The organism is Streptomyces sp. NPDC051738, assembly GCF_044453205.1.
Classification (GTDB): Bacteria; Actinomycetota; Actinomycetes; order Streptomycetales; family Streptomycetaceae; genus Streptomyces.
In genome coordinates this window covers 1-18,550 of the sequence record NZ_JBITCM010000020.1, presented here as the reverse complement: position 1 = coordinate 18,550, position 18,550 = coordinate 1, and the positions used below count along the sequence as shown (strand labels likewise).

The 18,550-nt window shown below is 70.3% G+C and carries 17 protein-coding genes, 1 tRNA gene and 1 pseudogene; 16 read left to right on the top strand and 3 right to left on the bottom strand.

From position 1 onward, the window contains the following. Window positions 1-40: 40 nt before the first annotated feature. Complete coding sequence (locus ACIA8X_RS35815; protein ID WP_393458716.1) at window positions 41-1,249, bottom strand: sensor histidine kinase; 1,209 nt, start codon at window positions 1,247-1,249, stop codon at window positions 41-43. Between the two features lie 379 nt (window positions 1,250-1,628). On the opposite strand from ACIA8X_RS35815, the gene ACIA8X_RS35810 reads away from it, so the two are divergent. The 13 genes and pseudogenes from ACIA8X_RS35810 to ACIA8X_RS35750 all read left to right on the top strand — a co-directional run bounded on the left by ACIA8X_RS35810 (window position 1,629) and on the right by ACIA8X_RS35750 (window position 15,091). After that, a complete protein-coding gene (locus ACIA8X_RS35810) occupies window positions 1,629-2,051 on the top strand; it encodes an NADH-quinone oxidoreductase subunit A (protein WP_393458719.1) in 423 nt (140 codons plus the stop codon). Beyond that, the gene (locus ACIA8X_RS35805; protein ID WP_393458722.1) at window positions 2,042-2,764 is read left to right on the top strand and encodes an NADH-quinone oxidoreductase subunit B; all 723 of its coding nucleotides are present in this window, start codon (window positions 2,042-2,044) and stop codon (window positions 2,762-2,764) included. Before ACIA8X_RS35810 ends, ACIA8X_RS35805 begins: the two co-directional genes overlap by 10 nt. Then, entirely contained in the window at window positions 2,761-5,079 is a 2,319-nt protein-coding gene (locus ACIA8X_RS35800) for an NADH-quinone oxidoreductase subunit C (RefSeq protein WP_393458725.1), read from the top strand. Before ACIA8X_RS35805 ends, ACIA8X_RS35800 begins: the two co-directional genes overlap by 4 nt. Then, on the top strand, window positions 5,076-6,044 hold the full coding sequence (locus ACIA8X_RS35795) for an NADH-quinone oxidoreductase subunit H (RefSeq protein WP_393458728.1): 969 nt from the start codon (window positions 5,076-5,078) through the stop codon (window positions 6,042-6,044). The genes ACIA8X_RS35800 and ACIA8X_RS35795 overlap by 4 nt, the downstream gene beginning before the upstream one ends. A gap of 113 nt (window positions 6,045-6,157) precedes the next feature. Beyond that, entirely contained in the window at window positions 6,158-6,673 is a 516-nt protein-coding gene (locus tag ACIA8X_RS35790; RefSeq protein WP_393458731.1) for a 4Fe-4S binding protein, read from the top strand. Next, the gene (locus ACIA8X_RS35785; protein ID WP_393458734.1) at window positions 6,670-7,386 is read left to right on the top strand and encodes an NADH-quinone oxidoreductase subunit J; all 717 of its coding nucleotides are present in this window, start codon (window positions 6,670-6,672) and stop codon (window positions 7,384-7,386) included. Before ACIA8X_RS35790 ends, ACIA8X_RS35785 begins: the two co-directional genes overlap by 4 nt. Then, window positions 7,386-7,775: an NADH-quinone oxidoreductase subunit NuoK gene (gene nuoK / locus ACIA8X_RS35780; RefSeq protein WP_393458737.1), complete on the top strand. Its 390-nt coding sequence runs from the start codon at window positions 7,386-7,388 to the stop codon at window positions 7,773-7,775. The genes ACIA8X_RS35785 and nuoK overlap by 1 nt, the downstream gene beginning before the upstream one ends. Beyond that, on the top strand, window positions 7,772-9,766 hold the full coding sequence (locus tag ACIA8X_RS35775) for an NADH-quinone oxidoreductase subunit L (RefSeq protein ID WP_393458740.1): 1,995 nt from the start codon (window positions 7,772-7,774) through the stop codon (window positions 9,764-9,766). Before nuoK ends, ACIA8X_RS35775 begins: the two co-directional genes overlap by 4 nt. A 6-nt stretch (window positions 9,767-9,772) precedes the next feature. Next, window positions 9,773-11,347 carry a NuoM family protein gene (locus ACIA8X_RS35770; protein ID WP_393458743.1) on the top strand — a complete coding sequence of 525 codons (1,575 nt, stop codon included), beginning with the start codon at window positions 9,773-9,775 and terminating at the stop codon, window positions 11,345-11,347. Further along, window positions 11,344-12,867, top strand: a complete 1,524-nt coding sequence (locus ACIA8X_RS35765; RefSeq protein WP_393458746.1) for an NADH-quinone oxidoreductase subunit N — start codon at window positions 11,344-11,346, stop codon at window positions 12,865-12,867. Before ACIA8X_RS35770 ends, ACIA8X_RS35765 begins: the two co-directional genes overlap by 4 nt. Before the next feature lie 271 nt (window positions 12,868-13,138). Continuing rightward, entirely contained in the window at window positions 13,139-14,002 is an 864-nt protein-coding gene (gene htpX, locus ACIA8X_RS35760) for a zinc metalloprotease HtpX (protein WP_393458749.1), read from the top strand. Further along, complete coding sequence (locus ACIA8X_RS35755; protein ID WP_393458752.1) at window positions 13,999-14,394, top strand: YccF domain-containing protein; 396 nt, start codon at window positions 13,999-14,001, stop codon at window positions 14,392-14,394. Before htpX ends, ACIA8X_RS35755 begins: the two co-directional genes overlap by 4 nt. A 128-nt stretch (window positions 14,395-14,522) precedes the next feature. Further along, a pseudogene (locus ACIA8X_RS35750) lies at window positions 14,523-15,091 on the top strand (SMI1/KNR4 family protein). 244 nt (window positions 15,092-15,335) lie between these two features. On the opposite strand, the gene ACIA8X_RS35745 reads toward ACIA8X_RS35750, so the two are convergent. Next, entirely contained in the window at window positions 15,336-16,604 is a 1,269-nt protein-coding gene (locus tag ACIA8X_RS35745) for an APC family permease (protein WP_393458759.1), read from the bottom strand. Between the two features lie 212 nt (window positions 16,605-16,816). On the opposite strand from ACIA8X_RS35745, the gene ACIA8X_RS35740 reads away from it, so the two are divergent. Continuing rightward, complete coding sequence (locus tag ACIA8X_RS35740) at window positions 16,817-17,083, top strand: GlsB/YeaQ/YmgE family stress response membrane protein (RefSeq protein ID WP_393458762.1); 267 nt, start codon at window positions 16,817-16,819, stop codon at window positions 17,081-17,083. A gap of 120 nt (window positions 17,084-17,203) precedes the next feature. Here ACIA8X_RS35740 and ACIA8X_RS35735 read toward each other — a convergent pair whose 3' ends face one another. Next, the gene (locus tag ACIA8X_RS35735; RefSeq protein ID WP_393458764.1) at window positions 17,204-17,692 is read right to left on the bottom strand and encodes a YajQ family cyclic di-GMP-binding protein; all 489 of its coding nucleotides are present in this window, start codon (window positions 17,690-17,692) and stop codon (window positions 17,204-17,206) included. Between the two features lie 226 nt (window positions 17,693-17,918). Between ACIA8X_RS35735 and ACIA8X_RS35730 the strand changes: the two genes are divergently transcribed. Together ACIA8X_RS35730 and ACIA8X_RS35725 are read left to right on the top strand one after the other, a co-directional pair. Beyond that, window positions 17,919-18,000 (top strand) — tRNA-Tyr (locus tag ACIA8X_RS35730). An 89-nt stretch (window positions 18,001-18,089) separates the two neighbouring features. Beyond that, window positions 18,090-18,302 carry a hypothetical protein gene (locus ACIA8X_RS35725; RefSeq protein ID WP_393458767.1) on the top strand — a complete coding sequence of 71 codons (213 nt, stop codon included), beginning with the start codon at window positions 18,090-18,092 and terminating at the stop codon, window positions 18,300-18,302. Window positions 18,303-18,550: the final 248 nt, after the last annotated feature.

Here is an 18,550-nt window from a genome sequence, read left to right as displayed (position 1 = left end):
CAACATGGAGGCCGTCGGCGTCTTGAACGGGGGGTTTTCCCTACCCCTGCCCGAGGGCGCGGTCCCGCCAGGGCAGCTCCGCGGCCACCGTCGTAGGACCGCCCAGCGGTGACTCGATGACGAACAGGCCGTCCACGGCGTCCAGCCGGTCGGCCAGCCCGCGCATGCCCCCACCGCCGACGAGGCGCGCGCCCCCGCCACCGTCGTCCCACACCTGTATGAGCAGCCGGTTCTCCGACCGCCACACATCGACCGACGCCGTCTTCGCCCCGCTGTGCTTGCTGATGTTCTGCAGCAGCTCGGAGACGGTGAAGTAGGCGATGCCCTCGATGGCCGCGGCCGGTCTGGACGGCAGATCGACGGTCACCTTCACCGGCACCGTGCAGCGCGAGGCGACCGCCGACAGGGCGGCGTCCAAGCCGCGGTCGGTCAGGACGGCCGGATGGATGCCGCGGGCCAGGTCGCGCAGCTCCTGCAAGGCCAGCTTCACCTCACCGTGCGCCTCCGCGACCATCGCGGCGGCATGGTCGGGGTCCTCCAGGAGCTTCTCCTTGGCCAGGCCCAGCCCCATGGCGAGGCTGACGAGACGGGCCTGGGCGCCGTCGTGCAGGTCGCGCTCGATGCGGCGCAGATCGGCGGCGGCCGTGTCCACCACGACCCCACGGTCCGACTCCAGTTCGGCGATACGGCGCTCCAACTCGTCGGAGGGCGACAGCAGGCCGCGCACCATCGCCCGGTCCGCGTTGGCCAGGCCGCGCGCGATGAACGGCAGTACCGGCCACAGCACGAACAGCGAGGTCAGCGTGATGGCGAAGGTGAGGATTCCCCAAGGGAGCCGGATGAAGTCGTACAGGATCGTCCGCCAGCCGACCGGGTCCTTCACCGCCTGCCACAGCTGCGGGAAGAAGCCGTCCCTGCCGCCGCGCAACGGCAGCGGACTCGGCTCGTCCACCCGCACTCCGAGCAGCCCACGCGCGCGTGCCCGCTCCAGCTTGCCCAGCTGCCGCGCGCCGATCAGTCCGGCCGCGAGCAGCGGGACCCCGATCACTGTCAGCGTCAGAAGGGCGCCGGTGAACAGCACGGTCGTGACGTAGACGAAGCCGAGCACCGACACCGGAAGGTTCGCCAGGAGGTGCGCGATCTCCTTCCAGGTGGTCCGGTCGTAGGCGAAACGGGCAGGTGGCAGCGGTGGTCGGCCGCTGTCGGGCCGCCCGGCGGCGTCCCGCGATGGGCTGGGGCGTTCGGTCATATGGGCTAGCGTGCCGCGCGGTGCGCCGCCGCGCCATGAGGCGGACCTCCGCGATCTTCCGGGGGAAAACCCCACCCCGCGACTCGACCGGGCCGCGCACCTCCCAGCGGGCTCCGCACCCGGCCGTCGCATCTCGACGAGATCTCAACGCGTGACGGGCTGCTTACGGTGTCTTTAGCAGGGCCTAGACTCCCGTGCGTACAGATCGTCGAACAGTGGTGTTCACGAGATCACCGTTGTTCGCGGGATCACCGATGTTCACGTGATCCCAGTAGTTCACGTGATCCCGGTAGTTCACGAGTTCACATAACGCAGGACACTGGTCTCAGGGCCTGTTTCCTGGGGCATCGGTCATGAGGTCAGGGAGCGAGGGGCGGACGTGTCGGAACAGACCGTCGTCGTCGCGGCGGATGCGCACTACGTCGTCGTCTCGGCGGACTACTTCCAGTCCTACTCGGTCGTCGGACTGCTAGCCGCCATCGGCGTGCTGTTCGTCGCCGTCGCCTTCGGGGCGGGCCGACTGCTGCGCCCGGTGGTCCCCACGCCCGAGAAGCTGATGACGTACGAATGCGGCGTCGACCCCGTCGGCGAGGGCTGGGCCCACACCCAGGTCCGCTACTACGTGTACGCCTTCCTGTACGTGATCTTCGCCATCGACTCGATCTTCCTCTTCCCCTGGGCGACGGTCTTCGCCGACCCCGGCTACGGCGCGACCACGCTCGTCGAGATGTTCGTCTTCCTCGGCTTCCTGGCCGTGGGCCTGCTCTACGCATACAAGAAGGGCGTCCTGGCATGGACGTGACGCCAGACACCAGCACGGACGTGACGCCAGACACCAGTGGGCAGCCGGTTCTGCTCCCGGAGCCGAAGCGGCTGGGCGCGTTGGCCCGTCTTGCGCCCGAGCCGATGAAGGTGATCCTCAACTGGGGCCGCCGCTACTCGCTCTGGGTCTTCAACTTCGGCCTCGCCTGCTGCGCGATCGAGTTCATCGCCGCGTCGATGGCCCGCCACGACTTCATCCGCCTCGGCGTGATCCCCTTCGCCCCGGGTCCCCGGCAGGCCGACCTGATGGTCGTCTCCGGCACGGTGACCGACAAGATGGCCCCGGCCGTGAAGCGTCTGTACGAACAGATGCCCGAGCCGAAGTACGTCATCTCCTTCGGGGCCTGCTCCAACTGCGGCGGCCCTTACTGGGACTCCTACTCCGTCACCAAGGGCGTCGACCAGATCATCCCGGTGGACGTGTACGTCCCCGGCTGCCCGCCGCGCCCCGAGGCCCTGCTCCAGGGGATCCTGAAGCTCCAGGAGAAGATCGCGCGGGAGTCGCTGGGGGAGCGGTACGGGGGTGGGACGGGGCGTCCGTCGACGGCGGCGCTGCAGAGTGGGCTGGTGCGGGGGCCGGAGGTGGCGGGGGCCGGTGGTGACAGCGGTGCTGGTGGGGGTAGCAGGACTGTTGGTACTGGTGGTGCTGCCGGGGCCGGTGGTACTGGCAGTGCGGGGGAGGCGGCCCGATGACGACGATCGGCTGGCTGCCCGCTCCCGTCGAGGACCTCTTCGGCTCGGAGGCCACGGCTGAGGAGTCGTACGAGGTCCTGACGGTCGACGTACCCCCGACATCCTGGATCGCGGCGCTGGAGACGGCCCGTGACGAGCTGGGCTGCACCTACTTCGACTGGCTGAGCGCGGTCGACGAACCGGGCACGGGCTTCCGCGTCGCTGCCCACGTCGCCGCTCTCTCTCCGGTACGGCGCCTGCTGCTACGTACGACGGTCCCGCACGAGTCACCGACGCTGCCCTCGGCGGTGGGCGTCTACGCGGGCGCGGCCTGGCACGAACGAGAGACGCACGAGATGTTCGGCGTACTGTTCGCCGACCACCCCGCCCTGGACCACCTGCTCCTCCCGGAGAACTTCGAGGGCCACCCCCTCCGCAAGGACTTCGTCCTGGCAGCCCGCGTGGCCAAGGCCTGGCCCGGCGCCAAGGAGCCTGGCGAGTCCGAGCACGGCGGCCCGAAGCGTCGCCAGATGCTGCCCCCCGGCGTCCCCGACCCGAACGAATGGGGCCCCCTGAAGGGCCAACTCCCCCCTGCCCCGGCCCGCCCGGCCAGGGGCGCGGGCCGCGCGGCCGGGGATCGCCCGGCACGGGCGGCGGGGGAGCGGCCGGTGCGGCGTGCTCGTACGGCGGCGGAGGGTTCGGCCAGCCAGACGGGCGCGTCTGAGGCTGCGGCGCCGACGGGTGGAGTTCCTGCGGAGGGTTCAGCTTCGGCGGGTGGAGCTCCCGTGGCGGGTAGTACGGCGCGGCGTGCTCGCACGGCTGCCGAGGGTTCGGCGAGCCAGGTGGGCGCGTCTGAGGCTGGAGCACCGGCGGCAGGGGCGCGGCGTGCTCGTACGGCGGCGGAAGGGTCGGTCAGTCAGCAGGGGGCGGCGTCCGCGGCTTCCGAGAGCGGGGCTCCTGCAGGGGGTTCGGTCCCGGAGAGCGGGGCTCCTGGGGAGGGTTCGGCTTCGGCGGGTGGAGCTCCCGTGGCGGGTAGTTCGGCGCGGCGTGCTCGTACGGCTGCCGAGGGTTCGGTCAGCCAGGCCGCCACTGCGGGGGCCGAGTCCGCGACGGAGGCGGGTGCGTCTCCGGCGGGTACCGAGCCCGCGACGGAGGCAGGCGCGTCTCCGGCGAGTGCCGGCACGCAGCCGACCGTGTCCGGGACAGCGGCCTCGCCACGCCGCGCGCGGAGCGCCGGCGAGGGCTCTGCGAGCCAGCGGGCCGAGGGGTCCGCGGACCCGACGGGTGCGGGAGTGGAGGAGCGCGGAGCGGGCGATGGCCAGAACACGGCCCCGCCCGGCACCTCCGCGACCGCGAGCAGTACCCCGCCGCCGACCCGGCGTTCCCGTAGCGCGGGTGAGGGCTCGGCATCACAGCGCCCTGGGACGGGCTCCACCCCGACCGGAACCCGCCGATCACGCAGCGCCTCGGAGGGTTCAGCGAGCCAGGGTGCCGCTTCCGGCGCCGCAGCGTCCGACACAACGGCATCCGACGCAACGCCGGTGGATGCGGACGGCCAAGCCACCCCGCCCGCGACCCGCTCGACCACTCCGAAGCCCCCCACGGCTCCCCGCAGCCCGGACGCCCCTTGGCACCACGCCCGCCCAGCCTTCGACGTGCCCGAACCCCAGGGACGAGCTGAACTTGAGCCCGAGCCGCAGGCCGCGGCCGAGCCGGCGCCGGAGACCAAGGCCGAGCGGACGCCGGTGGACGAGGCCGACCCAGCGCCGGTGGACGAGGCCGAGCCTGCGCCGGAGACCAAGGCCGAGCCTGCGCCGGAGACCGGCACGAAGCCCGTGACTTCCGCGGCGCCCGCGACCGACGTGACTCAACCGGATGCCGAAGCCGAGCCTCGCCCCGACCACGAGTCGCATTCTGGCCACGAGACGCATCCCGACCGCGAGCCCCGCCCTGCAAACGAGCCGCGGTCGGAGTCAGCCTCCGATCGGCCCGAGCCACAGTCCGAGCCTGGCGAGTCCGGCCCGCCCACCGCGGATGCCCCCGAAGTCGCGGACGCCCCCGAAGTCGCGCACGAACCTGAAGTCACGCACGAACCTGAAGTCACGCACGAACCTGAAGCCGATCAGGCCGTAACCCCCGACCAGACCCCGGCACCCGGCGAAGAGCCCACCGAAGCCCAGCGAGCCCTCGGTGCTGCTCCCCGCGAGCCCGCCCCGTCCGAATCCACGACAACCCCCGCGGACGCGGACTCGCCAGCCCCCACCGATCTCACCAACCCCACCGACCTCACCCACCCCACCGACGGCCCCACCGACCCCGCCGGAGGCCCGCAGTGAACGACGCACTCGACGTCACCCTGCGACTCCTGATCGTCTTCGTCGTCTTCCTCACCTTTCCCCTCATCATCGGTCAGACCGAGCACAAGGTGATGGCCCACATGCAGGGCCGCCTCGGCCCGATGTACGTCGGCGGCTTCCACGGCTGGGCCCAGCTCGTCGCCGACGGCGTGAAGTTCGCACAGAAGGAAGACATTGTCCCGGCGGGAGCGGACCGCCGTATCTTCCAGCTGGCCCCCGCCGTGGCCCTCCTCCCGTACCTGCTCGTCCTCCTCGCCATCCCCATCGGCCCGGGCGAGGGCGCGGTCGGCGAGGTCATCGACGCCGGCATCTTCTTCGTCCTCGCCGTCATGGGCGTAGGCGTCCTCGGCTCGCTCATGGCCGGCTGGGCCTCCGCCAACAAGTTCTCCCTTCTCGGCGGCCTGCGTACCGCCGCCCAGCTCCTCGCCTACGAACTCCCGATGCTGCTGACCGCCGCCTCCGTCGCGATGGCGGCCGGCACCGTCTCCCTCCCCGGCATCGTTGACGCCTTCGAGTGGTGGTGGCTGCCCTGGCAGATCGTCGGCGCGATCGTCTTCTTCGTCGCCGGCCTCGCCGAACTCCAACGCCCGCCCTTCGACATGCCCGTCGCCGACTCGGAGATCATCTTCGGCGCCTACACCGAGTACACCGGTCTCCGCTTCGCCCTCTTCCTCCTCGCCGAGTACGCCGGAATCGTCGTCCTGTGCGGCCTGACCACCGTCCTCTTCCTGGGCGGCTGGCATGGACCCTGGGGCGCCGACGGCCTCGGCTGGGTCTGGACCCTGCTGAAGACGGCGGTCCTCGCCTTCATCGTGATCTGGCTCCGCGTCACCTACCCCCGTCTGCGCGAGGACCAGCTCCAGAAGCTCTCCTGGACCCTCCTCGTCCCCCTCTCCCTCGCCCAGATCGCCCTCACCGGCGTCGTGAAGGTGGTGATCCAGTAACCATGTCCCGCCCGTCACCCGACCACAGCCCCTCAACGACGCCCTCCGGGCGGCCCCGCCTGTCGGTCCCCGGTAGTGGCCTGGCCAAGGGCCTGGCCGTCACCCTCCGCACGATGACGAGGAAGTCCGTCACCGCGCAGTACCCGGACGCCCAGCCCGACCTCCCGCCCCGCACCCGCGGTGTGATCGGTCTGTTCGAGGAGAACTGCACGGTCTGCATGCTCTGCGCCCGCGAGTGCCCGGACTGGTGCATCTACATCGACTCCCACAAGGAGACCGTCCCGGCGGCGACCCCCGGTGGCCGCGAACGCAGCCGCAACGTCCTCGACCGCTTCGCCATCGACTTCTCCCTGTGCATGTACTGCGGTATCTGCATCGAGGTCTGTCCTTTCGACGCGCTGTTCTGGTCCCCGGAGTTCGAGTACGCCGAGACCGACATCCACGAACTCACCCACGAACGCGACAAGCTCCGTGAGTGGATGTGGACCGTCCCGGCCCCGCCCGCTCTCGACCCCGGCGCGGAGGAGCCCAAGGAGATCGCCGCCGCCCGCAAGACCGCCGAGAAGCTGGCAACCGCCCAGGCGGCCGCCCAGGCCGAGCCTGCCGAACCGCAGGAGGGAGAGTCGTGAGCCTCGCCGCAGTCGGCGCCACAGCGGCGCACGCCACGACCACGGCAGCCGATCAGACCCACGGCTTCCTTTCCCCGACCGGCGTCGAGATCGCCTTCCTCCTCGTCGGCCTGGTCACCTTCGGCGCCGCGTTGGTCACCGTCACCACCCGGCAGCTGGTGCACGCCGCCCTGTGGCTGGTGGTCACCCTGGGCGGCCTCGCCGTCGAGTACCTCCTGCTCACCGCCGAGTTCATCGCCTGGGTACAGGTCCTCATCTACGTCGGTTCCGTCGTCGTCCTCCTTCTGTTCGGTCTGATGCTCACCAAGGCCCCCATCGGCCGCTCCCCGGACGCCGACTCCGGCAACCGCTGGGCCGCCCTCACCGTGGCCGTCGCCGCCGCGGCCACCCTGATCTGGGTGGTCGTCGACGCCTTCCGCGCGACCTGGATCGACCTCGACGGCCCCGCCGCAGGCTCCACCAGGGCCACCGGCGAGAGCCTCTTCCAGAACTGGGTCCTCCCCTTCGAGGCCCTCTCAGTCCTCCTCCTCACCGCCCTGGTCGGGGCGATCGTCCTGTCCCGCAAGGCGAAGACGGAGTCGGGCTCTCCCCCTGTGAACTCCCGTGCCGTGACCGGTGGTTCCTCATCCGTCCCAGATTCCCGTAATCACCCGATCGGGCGGAACAAGCCGGTACAGGGAACCGATCCGGCCGAGCAGGAAGGCGCCCGCTGATGCACCTCGCCTATCCCGCCGTACTCTCCGCCCTCCTGTTCTGCACCGGCCTGTACGGCGTCCTCGCCCGCCGCAACGCGATCCTGGTCCTGATGTCGGTCGAGTTGATGCTCAACGCCGTCAACCTCAACCTGGTCGCCTTCGACGTCTGGCTCAGCAAGACCGCCGAGGAGACCCTGCACTCCGGCCAGGCCCTGACCCTGTTCACGATCACCATCGCCGCCGCCGAGATCGGCATCGGCCTGGCGATCGTCCTCGCCGTCTACCGCAACCGCGGCACCTCGGACATCGACAAGCTCCGCGACACCGCCGAGAGCCACGACGACGACGGCCCCGACCGCGACGCCTCCACGGCCCCGCAGGCCGAGAAGGCTGAGGCCACCGCGTGACCACGACCACCCTCGCCGTACTCGTCCCCCTCCTTCCGTTCCTCGGCGCCGCGGCCGGCCTGCTCCTGGGCCGCACCGCCCCCGGCTTCGTCCGCCCGCTCGCCGTCCTGCCGACGCTCGCGTCCCTCGTGCTCGCCGCGGTGGTCGCCCTGCGCCAGGGCGGCGACCAGGCGATCAACGCCGCCACCGAGCTCACACCCACGGGCTCGGTCCCGATCGAACTCGCGCTGTACATCGACGGATTCGCCGCCCTCGTCGCCGTCCTGGTCGGCGTCGTCGCGACCTGCGTGCAGATCTACTCGACGGGCTACCTCCGCGAGGACCCGCGCTACCCCTCGTACGCCGCGCTCGTCTCCCTCTTCACCTCCGCGATGCTGCTCGTCGTCTACTCCGGCGACCTGATGGTGCTGCTGGTCGGCTGGGAGATCATGGGCATCTGCTCGTACTTCCTGGTCGGCCACTACTGGGAGACCCCGGAGGCCCGCGCCGCCTCCATCAAGGCCTTCCTGGTCACCAAGCTCGGTGACGTCCCCTTCCTCATCGGCCTGTTCGCGCTCGCCACCGACGCCGGGTCCTTCCGCATCACGAAGGTCCTCGGCACCGTCGCGAGCGGTGGACTCGACCACCCGACGCTGATCGCCCTGCTGCTCCTCGCAGGCGTGGCCGGCAAGTCCGCGCAGTTCCCGCTGCACACCTGGCTCCCCGACGCGATGGCGGGCCCGACTCCCGTCTCCGCGCTGATCCACGCCGCGACGATGGTCGCCGCCGGTGTCTACTTCATCGCCCGTCTCCTCCCGGTCTTCGAGGCATCCCAGGCCGCGATGATCGTCCTCGCCGTCATGGCCGCCGTCACGATGATCGGCTCGGGCCTCGCCGCGCTCGCACAGGACGACATCAAGCGCGTCCTCGCCTACTCGACGATCGGCCAGCTCGGCTACATGACCGGCGCCCTCGCCGTCGCCGACCGCGGTGCCGCCGTCTTCCACCTCCTCTCGCACGGCGCCTTCAAGGCGCTGCTGTTCCTCGCGGCGGGCGTGATCATCCACGCCGCCGGCACCAACTCGCTGGCCGCCATGTCCCGCATGACCCACCTGCGCGACCGTGTCCCCGACGCCTTCTGGACCATGACCGTGGCGCTCCTCGCGCTCGCCGCGATCCCGCCGTTCAGCGGCTTCTTCTCCAAGGAGTCCGTCCTAGGCGCCGCCGAGCACGTCGCCACCGGCCACGCCGAGCGCGTCCCCGGCGCCACGGGCTGGCTCGTCCTCGTCGCCGGCCTGCTCACGGCCCTGCTCACCGCCGCCTACGCGATGCGTCTGTGGCTGCTGGCCTTCCGCGGCCGGGGCGCCGAGGCACCCGACCACGGCAGGCAGCCGCTGACGATGACCGTGGTGCTGTGGGTCCTCGCGGTCCCGTCCCTAGCCGTCGGCGCGCTCGCCTACCGCACGCTGCCCGACTGGTTCGACGGCCGCGATCTCGCCCCGACCCTCACCACGTCCGTCCTCGGCACGGGCGTCGCCCTCATCGGCGGCATCGTCACCTACGCGGCCTGGCGCCACACCACGGCCATCGCCGCCCGCGTCCCGCTGGGTGCGGTCGCGGCCCACCCCGAGGGCGACGCCGCTCAGGTCGAGGCCGAGGCCATCGCCAGCCACGCGCCCGTGTACGGCGGAGTCGCCTACGCACCCGACCCGGCGGACCCCGGCCGACTCCTGCTCGGCCCGCTGCACCGCCACGCCGCCGTCGGCTTCCACCTCGACGCCGTGTACCGGGCGTTGTTCGTGCGCCCGGTGCAGGCCGGCGCCAGTCTCGTCCGGTTCCTCGACCGCGAGGTCGTCGACACCTACGTGCGTGGGGCGGGTGCTCTACCCCGCTGGCTCGGCATCGCCGTCCGGCGCGCCCAGACCGGCAATGTGCAGACCTATGTGAGCGCGCTGCTCGCCGGCACCGTCGTCCTCGCGGTTGCCGCCGTCCTCGTCGCCACGGGAGCGTGAGCAGGCGTGATCGATATCAACGAGTCCGTGATGCAGTTCCTTCTGGCGTTCGTCGTCGTCGGCCCGCTCCTCGGCGCCGCCGCGGCTCTCCTGCCCGCCCCGCCCGGACTGAAGAGGAAGTCCCCCGAGCAGGCCGTCCTCCGGCACGGTGTCACCGTCACTGGCGCGGTCCTCATCGCCGCGATCGTCCTCGCGCTCGGCTTCGACCACGACCAGCCGTCGAAGATGCAGGCCAGCACGGACATCAGCTGGATCCCCGCACTCGACGTGCGCCTCCACCTCGGCATCGACGGCATCTCCCTCCCCCTTCTGGTCCTGACCGCGCTGCTGACCTTCCTCTGCGCGCTCTACTCGTACTTCAAGATGCCTTCGGGCCCGACCCCGAAGGCCTTCGTCGCACTGCTGCTCGTCCTGGAGTCCGGCACCCTCGCCACCTTCGCCGTCCTCGACCTGCTCCTCTTCTTCCTCGCCTTCGAGATGGTCCTGATCCCGATGTACTTCCTCATCGCCCGCTGGGGCGGCGAGGGCAGGGCCGCGGCAGCTTGGAAGTTCATCCTCTTCACGCTGCTCGGCTCCGTGGTCATGCTGCTCGGCCTGCTCCTGATCGGACTCAAGGCGGGCACATTCGACATGGTGGCACTCGCCACTGACAACGGCCGGTCACTGACCGCATCCGTGCAGGTCATCGCCGTTTTGGCGATCGGGATCGGGCTCGCGGTCAAGACGCCGATGTGGCCGCTGCACAGCTGGCTGCCCGACGCCCACACCGCCGCGCCGACCGTCGGCTCGGTCCTGCTGGCCGGCGTGCTGCTGAAGATGGGAACGTACGGGTTCGTCCGCATTCTGCTGCCGATCACCCCCGACGGCTTCGCCGACTTCGCGCCGTATCTCGCCGCCTTCGCCGTCGTCGGGATCATCTACGGATCCCTGGCCTGCCTCGCCCTCGCCAAGCGGGGAGCGAAGGGCGACCTCAAGCGCCTCATCGCCTACTCCTCCGTCGGCCACATGGGCTTCGTCCTGCTCGGCATCGCCACGATGACGCCGACCGGCGTGAACGGCGCCCTGTTCGCCAACATCGCCCACGGCCTCATCACCGGCCTGCTCTTCTTCCTGGTCGGCGCGCTGAAGGACCGTACGGGCACGACCGACCTCGACGCCCTCGCCGAGACGACAGGTGCCGCGCTGTACGGCAAGGCCCCGCGCTTCGGCGGCCTGCTCGCGTTCGCCGCGGTCGCCTCGCTCGGACTGCCGGGGCTCGCCGGGTTCTGGGGCGAGATGCTCGCGCTGTTCGGCGCGTTCGAGCCCGCCGCCGGCCTCAGCCGCCCGGCCTTCCTCACCTTCATGGCGATCGGCGCCTTCGGCACCCTGCTCACCGCCGCGTACCTGCTCGTCGTGGTCCGCCGCGTCTGCATGGGCGCCGTACCGCAGGAAGCCCCGAAGCTCGCCGACGTCCAGACGTACGAGTTCGCGGCCTGGACCCCGCTCGTCGCCCTCACCGTCGTTGCCGGACTGTGGCCGAAGACCCTCCTCGGCCTGACCGACCCGGCCGTGCAGCAGCTCCTCGCAGGAGGCACCCGTTGAGCTCCCTGGCCCAGCCCGTGGCCGAGTCGCTGGTCCAGTCCGTCGACTGGCTCGCCATTGCGCCGCCCACCATCGCGGCGGTCGCGGGACTCGTGGTCCTCGTCGCCGACCTGTTCGTCGCGGAGCACAAGAAGGACCTGCTCGGCTGGACTTCCGTGCTGGGCCTCGCCGCCTCCGCGCTCCTGCTGCTGCCCCTGCTGGACGGTGACCGCTCCACTTTCTGCCTCACCGGCGACCCCGGCGTATGCAGCTACACGGCCGACCGCTTCACGCTCGTCATCCAGTTCCTGGTCCTCGGCGGCGCCCTCCTGGCGGCCCTCCTCTCGGTCACCGCGCTCAAGGACGCCAACAAGGGACTCCCCGAAGGGGAGTTCTGGTTCCTGCTGCTCTCCTCGGCCGCCGGAGCCGCCCTCCTGCCGGCCTCCCGGGACCTGGCGACCCTGATCGTCGCCCTTGAAGTCGCCTCTCTCCCGGCATTTGCGCTGGTCGGTCTGCGCTACGGCGACCGCAAGTCCTCGGAAGCGGCCCTGAAGTTCTTCCTGTCCTCGGTCACCGCAACTGCGGTCAGCCTCATGGGCATCAGCTTCGTGTACGCCTCCACGGGCACCCTCTACCTCACGCAGATCGCCGAGCGGATCCAGAACGTCGACGGACAGCTCCAGATCCTCACCCAGACCGGAGTCGTTCTCACCCTGGTCGGCTTCGCCTTCAAGACGGCCGCCGTGCCCTTCCACTTCTGGGTGCCGGACACCTATGTGGGCGCGCCCCTGCCGGTCGCGGCCTATCTGTCGGTCGTCGGCAAGGCGGTCGGCTTCACCGGCCTGATCCTCGTCACGGTCGTCGCCCTCCCGTCCTACGCCGACGTCTGGGGCCCCGCCCTCGCGGCGCTCGCCGCCCTCACCATGACCGTCGGCAACGTCGGAGCACTGCGCCAGCAGGCCACGCGCGCGTACAGCGCGGTACGCCTGCTCGCCTGGTCATCCGTCGGTCAGGCCGGCTACCTCCTGGTGCCGATCGCCGCGGCCGCGTACTCCGACGACGCCGAGCGGTCCATCGGCTCCACCGTCGCCTACGCCCTCATGTACGCCGCCGTGAACCTGGGCGCCTTCGCGGTGGCCGCACTCGTCGGCCGTACGAAGCCCCTCAACCGCATCAGCGACTACCGCGGCCTGTACGCGCGCAACCCGCTGTCCGCCCTGATCCTGGCCTTCTTCCTGCTCTGCCTCGCCGGACTCCCGCCGGGCATCATCGGTCTGTTCGCCAAGGTCACCGTCTTCTCCGCCGCCGTCGACGCCGGCCTCGGCTGGCTGGCCGTGATCATGGCCGTCAACGTCGTGATCGCGCTGTACTACTACCTGCAGTGGACGGCCCTGCTGTTCCGTGCCCCCGAGGGCGAGCCGGTCAAGCACCTCGTACCCGCCCCCGTGACGGCCACGATGGCCCTCACCGGCGTCGTCGCCGTCGCCCTGTCCGGAGCGCCTCAGCTGATCCTGCGCTTCGCCGACACCGCACTCTTCTGAGCCCTGGCGCATTCCGCACGCGCGCGTGACGAGCCATGCCCGCGCGCGTGACGCACGCCCTCGCGCGTGACGCACCCACGCCCCTGCACCCGCATGCCGGCGCCCTCACCCGGACGGCCCACGCCCGCCGCCGCACGCCCAAGGGAACCCGCGGCCCTCGCCTGGCGTTGACCAGTACGGAAGGGTCCACTGGACGTGACACCACGGCACCAGTGGCACCGGAGATCGACCAGCAAAGGGTTCCCCTGCCGCACCACTTGGAGGGCGTACCGTGCACCGCCGGCACAACGGGCTCAGGACCGCAGTACTCCTCGGGGGACTGTCCGCACTCATCATCCTCATCGGCAGCTTCTTCGGCCGCATGGGGCTCATCGTCGCGGTCCTGATCGCACTGGGCACGAACGCGTACGCGTACTGGAACAGCGACAAGCTGGCGCTACGCGCGATGCGCGCCCGCCCGGTCAGCGAGTTCGAGGCTCCGGGGCTCTACCGCATGGTCCGCGACCTCTCCACCCAGGCCCGCCAGCCCATGCCCCGCCTCTACATCTCCCCGACGGAGGCGCCGAACGCGTTCGCGACGGGCCGCAACCCGCGCAACGCCGCCGTGTGCTGTACCGAAGGCATCCTGCGCCTCCTCGACGAACGCGAACTGCGCGGCGTCATCGGCCACGAACTCAGCCATGTCTACAACCGCGACATCCTGATCTCGTCAGTCGCCGGCGCCCTCGCCTCGGTGATCATGTTCCTGGTCAACTTCGCCTGGCTGATCCCGATCGGTCGCTCCGATGACGACGACGGCCCCGGCATCCTCGGCTTCCTGCTGATCATGATCCTGGGCCCGCTCGCGGCCACGCTCATCCAGCTGGCCATCAGCCGTTCCAGAGAGTACGAGGCCGACGCCGCCGGCGCCCAGCTCACCGGCGACCCGCTCGCCCTGGCCAGCGCCCTGCGCAAGCTCGAGCTCGGCACCAAGCAACTCCCACTGCCCCCCGAGCCCCGCATCGAGACCGCAAGCCACATGATGATCGCGAACCCCTTCCGTCCGGGTCAGGGGTTCTCCAAAATGTTCTCAACCCACCCGCCGATGGCGGACCGTATCGCCCGGCTCGAAAAGATGGCAGGCCCCCAACAGTGAAGACCATCCTCAACGTCATCTGGCTCGTCCTGAGCGGCTTCTGGCTGTTCCTCGGCTACATGCTCGCGGGCCTCCTGCTCTGCATCACCATCATCGGTATCCCGTTCGGCATCGCGGCCTTCCGTATCGGCATCTACGCCCTGTGGCCCTTCGGATACACGACCGTCGAGCGCCGCGACGCCGGAGCGCCCTCCTGCATAGGCAATGTCCTGTGGCTGATCCTCGCGGGTTGGTGGCTGGCCATCGGCCACATCGTCACCGGCATCGCGCTGTGCGTCACGATCATCGGTATCCCGTTCGGCATCGCCAACTTCAAGCTGATCCCGGTGTCGCTGTTCCCGCTGGGCCGCGAAATCGTGTCGACGGACCAGCCGTTCGCGTCACGCTGGTAGCCGAGCAGGCCGGGGCAGTCGGTCCTGGCCGACCGGCGCGGTGACCAAGCCCGGCGTGGGGTTTTCCACAACTCGGTGGTTATCCACAGGCCGGACCGACTGTCAGCGGCGGCTTGCATCATGAATGCATGACCGAGAACGAGCAGTTGCTGACGAGGCTGGCGGCCAAGGCCCGCAACACCCGCCCGTGGGGCTGGCCTTCACTCCCCGAGCCCGTGGACCCGGCCACCCTGGCCCGTGCCGAGGCCGCCCTCGGCTTCCGCCTGCCCCACTGCTCGCCGACCTCTACCTGCGCATAGGAGACGGCGGATTCGGCCCGGAGTACGGCCTGTTGCCCCTGCTCGACAACCCTCCGGCCGACGAGCCCGCCGCCGTCACGCAGTACCTCACCAACCGTGAGAACGCCCGCAAGGCCCCCGACTGGCCCTGGCCCGAAGGCGTCCTGCCGATATCCCACTGGGGCTGCGCGATGTACGCGTGCGTGGACTGCCGCAACCCCCAGGCCACCGTCCTGCTCTTCGAACCGAACGCCGACGACGCCGACAAGGCTTGGTACGTGGATGCCCCGAGCCTCACAGACTGGCTGAGCGCCTGGACCGACGGCACGGGCTGGTACGAGGAGATGAACGAGGAACTGGAGATGGCCCCTTGGGCCGACTTCCGCATACGGACGACGGAGACTCGGGCGCTGTCCTGAGGAGGCGCGCACCGGCGATTACCGGCTGGATCGTCGGGCGCTGATCGGACGGCTCGTTGTCGAGAGGAATCCGTCGGCTACCCAACGGATATCGGCTACCGCGCGCTATTCGATGACGTCCGGTGTGCCACTACGCCCCGCTGCACTTCCGGCCTGCTGCCTTTCCTTCGTGCCAATCGGCCGTACACCCGCCACCACTAGCCCCCCTCACCAGCGACCCCCACCCCTATACCGCCCTACGGCCCTACTGCCCCCGCCCACCCGACCGCTCCACCACCCACCGCCGCACCCCATACGCGACCACACCCACCACCAGCACCCCCGCACCAGCAACAACCGATACCCCCGGAAGCGAGAACGCCAGCACCACGCACCCGAGGAGCCCCACCGCCGGCACGACCCGCGCGGTCGGCTTCGAGTCGAGAGTCCAGGCCGACACGTTGGCCACCGCGTAGTACGCCAGCACACCGAAGGAGGAGAACCCGATCGCGCCCCGCACGTCCACCGTGGCGGCGAGGACCGCGACCACCGCACCCACGGCCAGCTCGGCCCGGTGCGGCACCTGGAAGCGCGGGTGCGCGGCTGCCAGAGCACCGGGCAGATGCCGGTCGCGGGCCATGGCCAGCGTCGTCCGCGAGACGCCCAGGATCAGGGCGAGCAGCGAGCCCAACGCGGCGACGGCCGCGCCCACTCGCACCACGGGCGCCAGCCCCGGCACCCCTGCCGCCCGCACCGCGTCGGCCAGCGGGGCGCCCGCGTCCCCGAGAGCCTCCGCCCCCAGCACGGAAAGGACAGCCACCGCCACACACACGTACACCGCCAACGCGATGCCAAGGGCCAGCGGAATCGCCCGAGGGATGGTGCGTGCCGGGTCCCGCACCTCCTCACCGAGGGTCGCGATCCGCGCATACCCGGCGAACGCGAAGAACAGCAGCCCCGCCGCCTGCAGCACCCCACCCACGCCCCCCGAGGCCCCGACGTCCAGGCGCCCGGCATCGGACTCCCCGGACCCCAGACACACGACCACCACACAAGCGAGGACAGCCAGGACCACCGCAACGATCGCCCGCGTCAGCCAGGCGGACTTCTGGACGCCGCCGTAGTCCACTGCGGTCACCGCCACCACGGCCGCGACGGCAACAGCGTGTGCCTGCCCCGGCCAGACGTACGCGCCCACGGTGAGCGCCATCGCCGCACAGGAAGCCGTCTTGCCGACCACGAACGACCAGCCCGCGAGATACCCCCAGAACTCCCCGAGCCGCTCGCGGCCGTACACGTACGTGCCGCCCGAGGCCGGATACAGGGCGGCCAGCCGTGCCGACGACATGGCGTTGCAGTAAGCCACCAAGGCCGCCACCGCCAGCCCGAGCAGCAGCCCGGATCCGGCCGCGTGCGCGGCCGGCGCCAGGGCGGCGAAGATTCCGGCCCCGACCATCGAGCCGAGCCCGATGACCACGGCGTCCCCGACCCCCAGGGTGCGCCGCAGCTGGGAAGTGGAATCTGAGCCTGTCATGGCTCGAACCCTACTGATCAGTGCAACCGAGGAGTGCCGCCGTGACGTCCTCATCCTCAACAGCGCACGAACAGGCGCGCCGCGAGCCGGACTCAGTGCCGAGCGGCATGCGGCGCCAGCGCACACGCACGTCGCGCCAGGCACAGCCTGTCCGCACAGAAGTCACACAGTGCGGACAGTGAAAGCACAGCGCGGAAGGGCAGGTTCAGGGCATGACGATCATCAGCTGGATCATCCTGGGGCTGTTGGCCGGGGCCATCGCAAAGTTCCTGCTGCCGGGCCGGGACCCGGGCGGCTTCATCGGCACGACGATCATCGGCGTCGCGGGCGCGTTCATCGGTGGCTGGATCTCGGCCCGCTGGTTGGACCACCCGATCACCAAGGACTTCTACGACGGCGCCACCTGGGCCGCCGCGATCGGCGGCTCGCTCGTGCTCCTGATCGCCTACCGCATCCTGTTCGGCCACTCGCGCAACTGAGTGAGCGCAGCACATTCCCGGACCGCGGCCAGCAGGCGAGAAGGGTGGGCTCCGACGGGCGCCCCCCCTTCCTCGTATTCCCTGCAACCGTCAGTCCGTATGGCCCCGTGGGTCAGTGGCTCACCGGTAGTTCACGAACTGCAGTGCGAAGTCGAAGTCCTGGCCCTTCAGCAGGGCGATCACGGTCTGCAGGTCGTCACGGCTCTTCGAGCTGACCCGCAGCTCGTCGCCCTGCACCTGAGCCTTCACGCCCTTCGGGCCCTCGTCGCGAATGATCTTCGCCACCTTCTTCGCGTTCTCCTGGGAGATGCCCTCCTCGATCGACGCGAAGATCTTGTACTCCTTGCCCGAGAGCTGGGGCTCGCCCGCGTCCAGGGCCTTCAGCGAGATCCCGCGCTTGATCAGCTTGGACTGGAAGACGTCGAGGACAGCGTTCACCCGGTCCTCGGAGTTCGCCTCCATCAGGATCTTTTCACCGGACCACGAGATCGAGGCACCCACGCCCTTGAAGTCGTAGCGCTGCGAGATCTCCTTGGCGGCCTGGTTGAGGGCGTTGTCGACCTCCTGCCGCTCGACCTTCGAGACGATGTCGAAACTGGAGTCGGCCATGTCCTGTGGCTCCTTGTATCGGGGTGCGTGTGGGGTGCGTATCGGCGGGCGTGGGGGTGGCCGCCGAGCCCGGGGGAGGCCCCGGGCCGCATCCGGACAAGCCTAGCCACCCCTGGTCCCCCGGGAGGCGATCAATCGGGTGGCGAAGCACCCCTCCCCATCGGGTATTGTTTACGTCGTTGCCAGGGAGCACCGCCGAAGAAGCGGTTCGAACGGCAGCAACCTCGGCGGTGTGCCCGAGCGGCCAAAGGGAGCAGACTGTAAATCTGCCGGCTCAGCCTTCCCAGGTTCGAATCCTGGCGCCGCCACGCTGAGAGAAACCCCCTCCGATCTGCGGAAACGTAGAGCGGAGGGGGTTTTCACGTCCCAGGACCACGCTCGGGGCACACTGAACCCCATGACGACGCGTCGCAGAAACTGCCCCGAGTGCCGGCGTGAGATCGCGGTCGTCGCTGGTCGGTTCGCACGGCACGATCCGCCCGGCGCGCGGGAGAACGGGCAGCTGGTGTCGTGTCCCGGATCACGGCGACTGGCACAACTCGGGGCCGCGCAGCCCGCCCTGGACGGGTACGTCCTGCCCGAGTTCCCCGGTCAGCTTCCGCTGTTCTGAGGTTCCGAAAGCCCACCGAACCTCTTCTCCGCAGTCTCCAAAACAGCCCTTCGCTCAGCGTCTCGCGCCGCCGCCGGAGCGCCCCCGCCGCGCCGCCCCCCCGGCCCACTCACCTGAGCCCACTCACCTGGGCGCTCCCACCCGGGCCCGACCCCCTAGAGGTTGTCCCGTAACCGGTGGGGCGGTTGGTGCGTTGGCTGGGCATGGGTGGGGTGATCTCAGCGGATGATCCGAAGTGGATCGAGCCG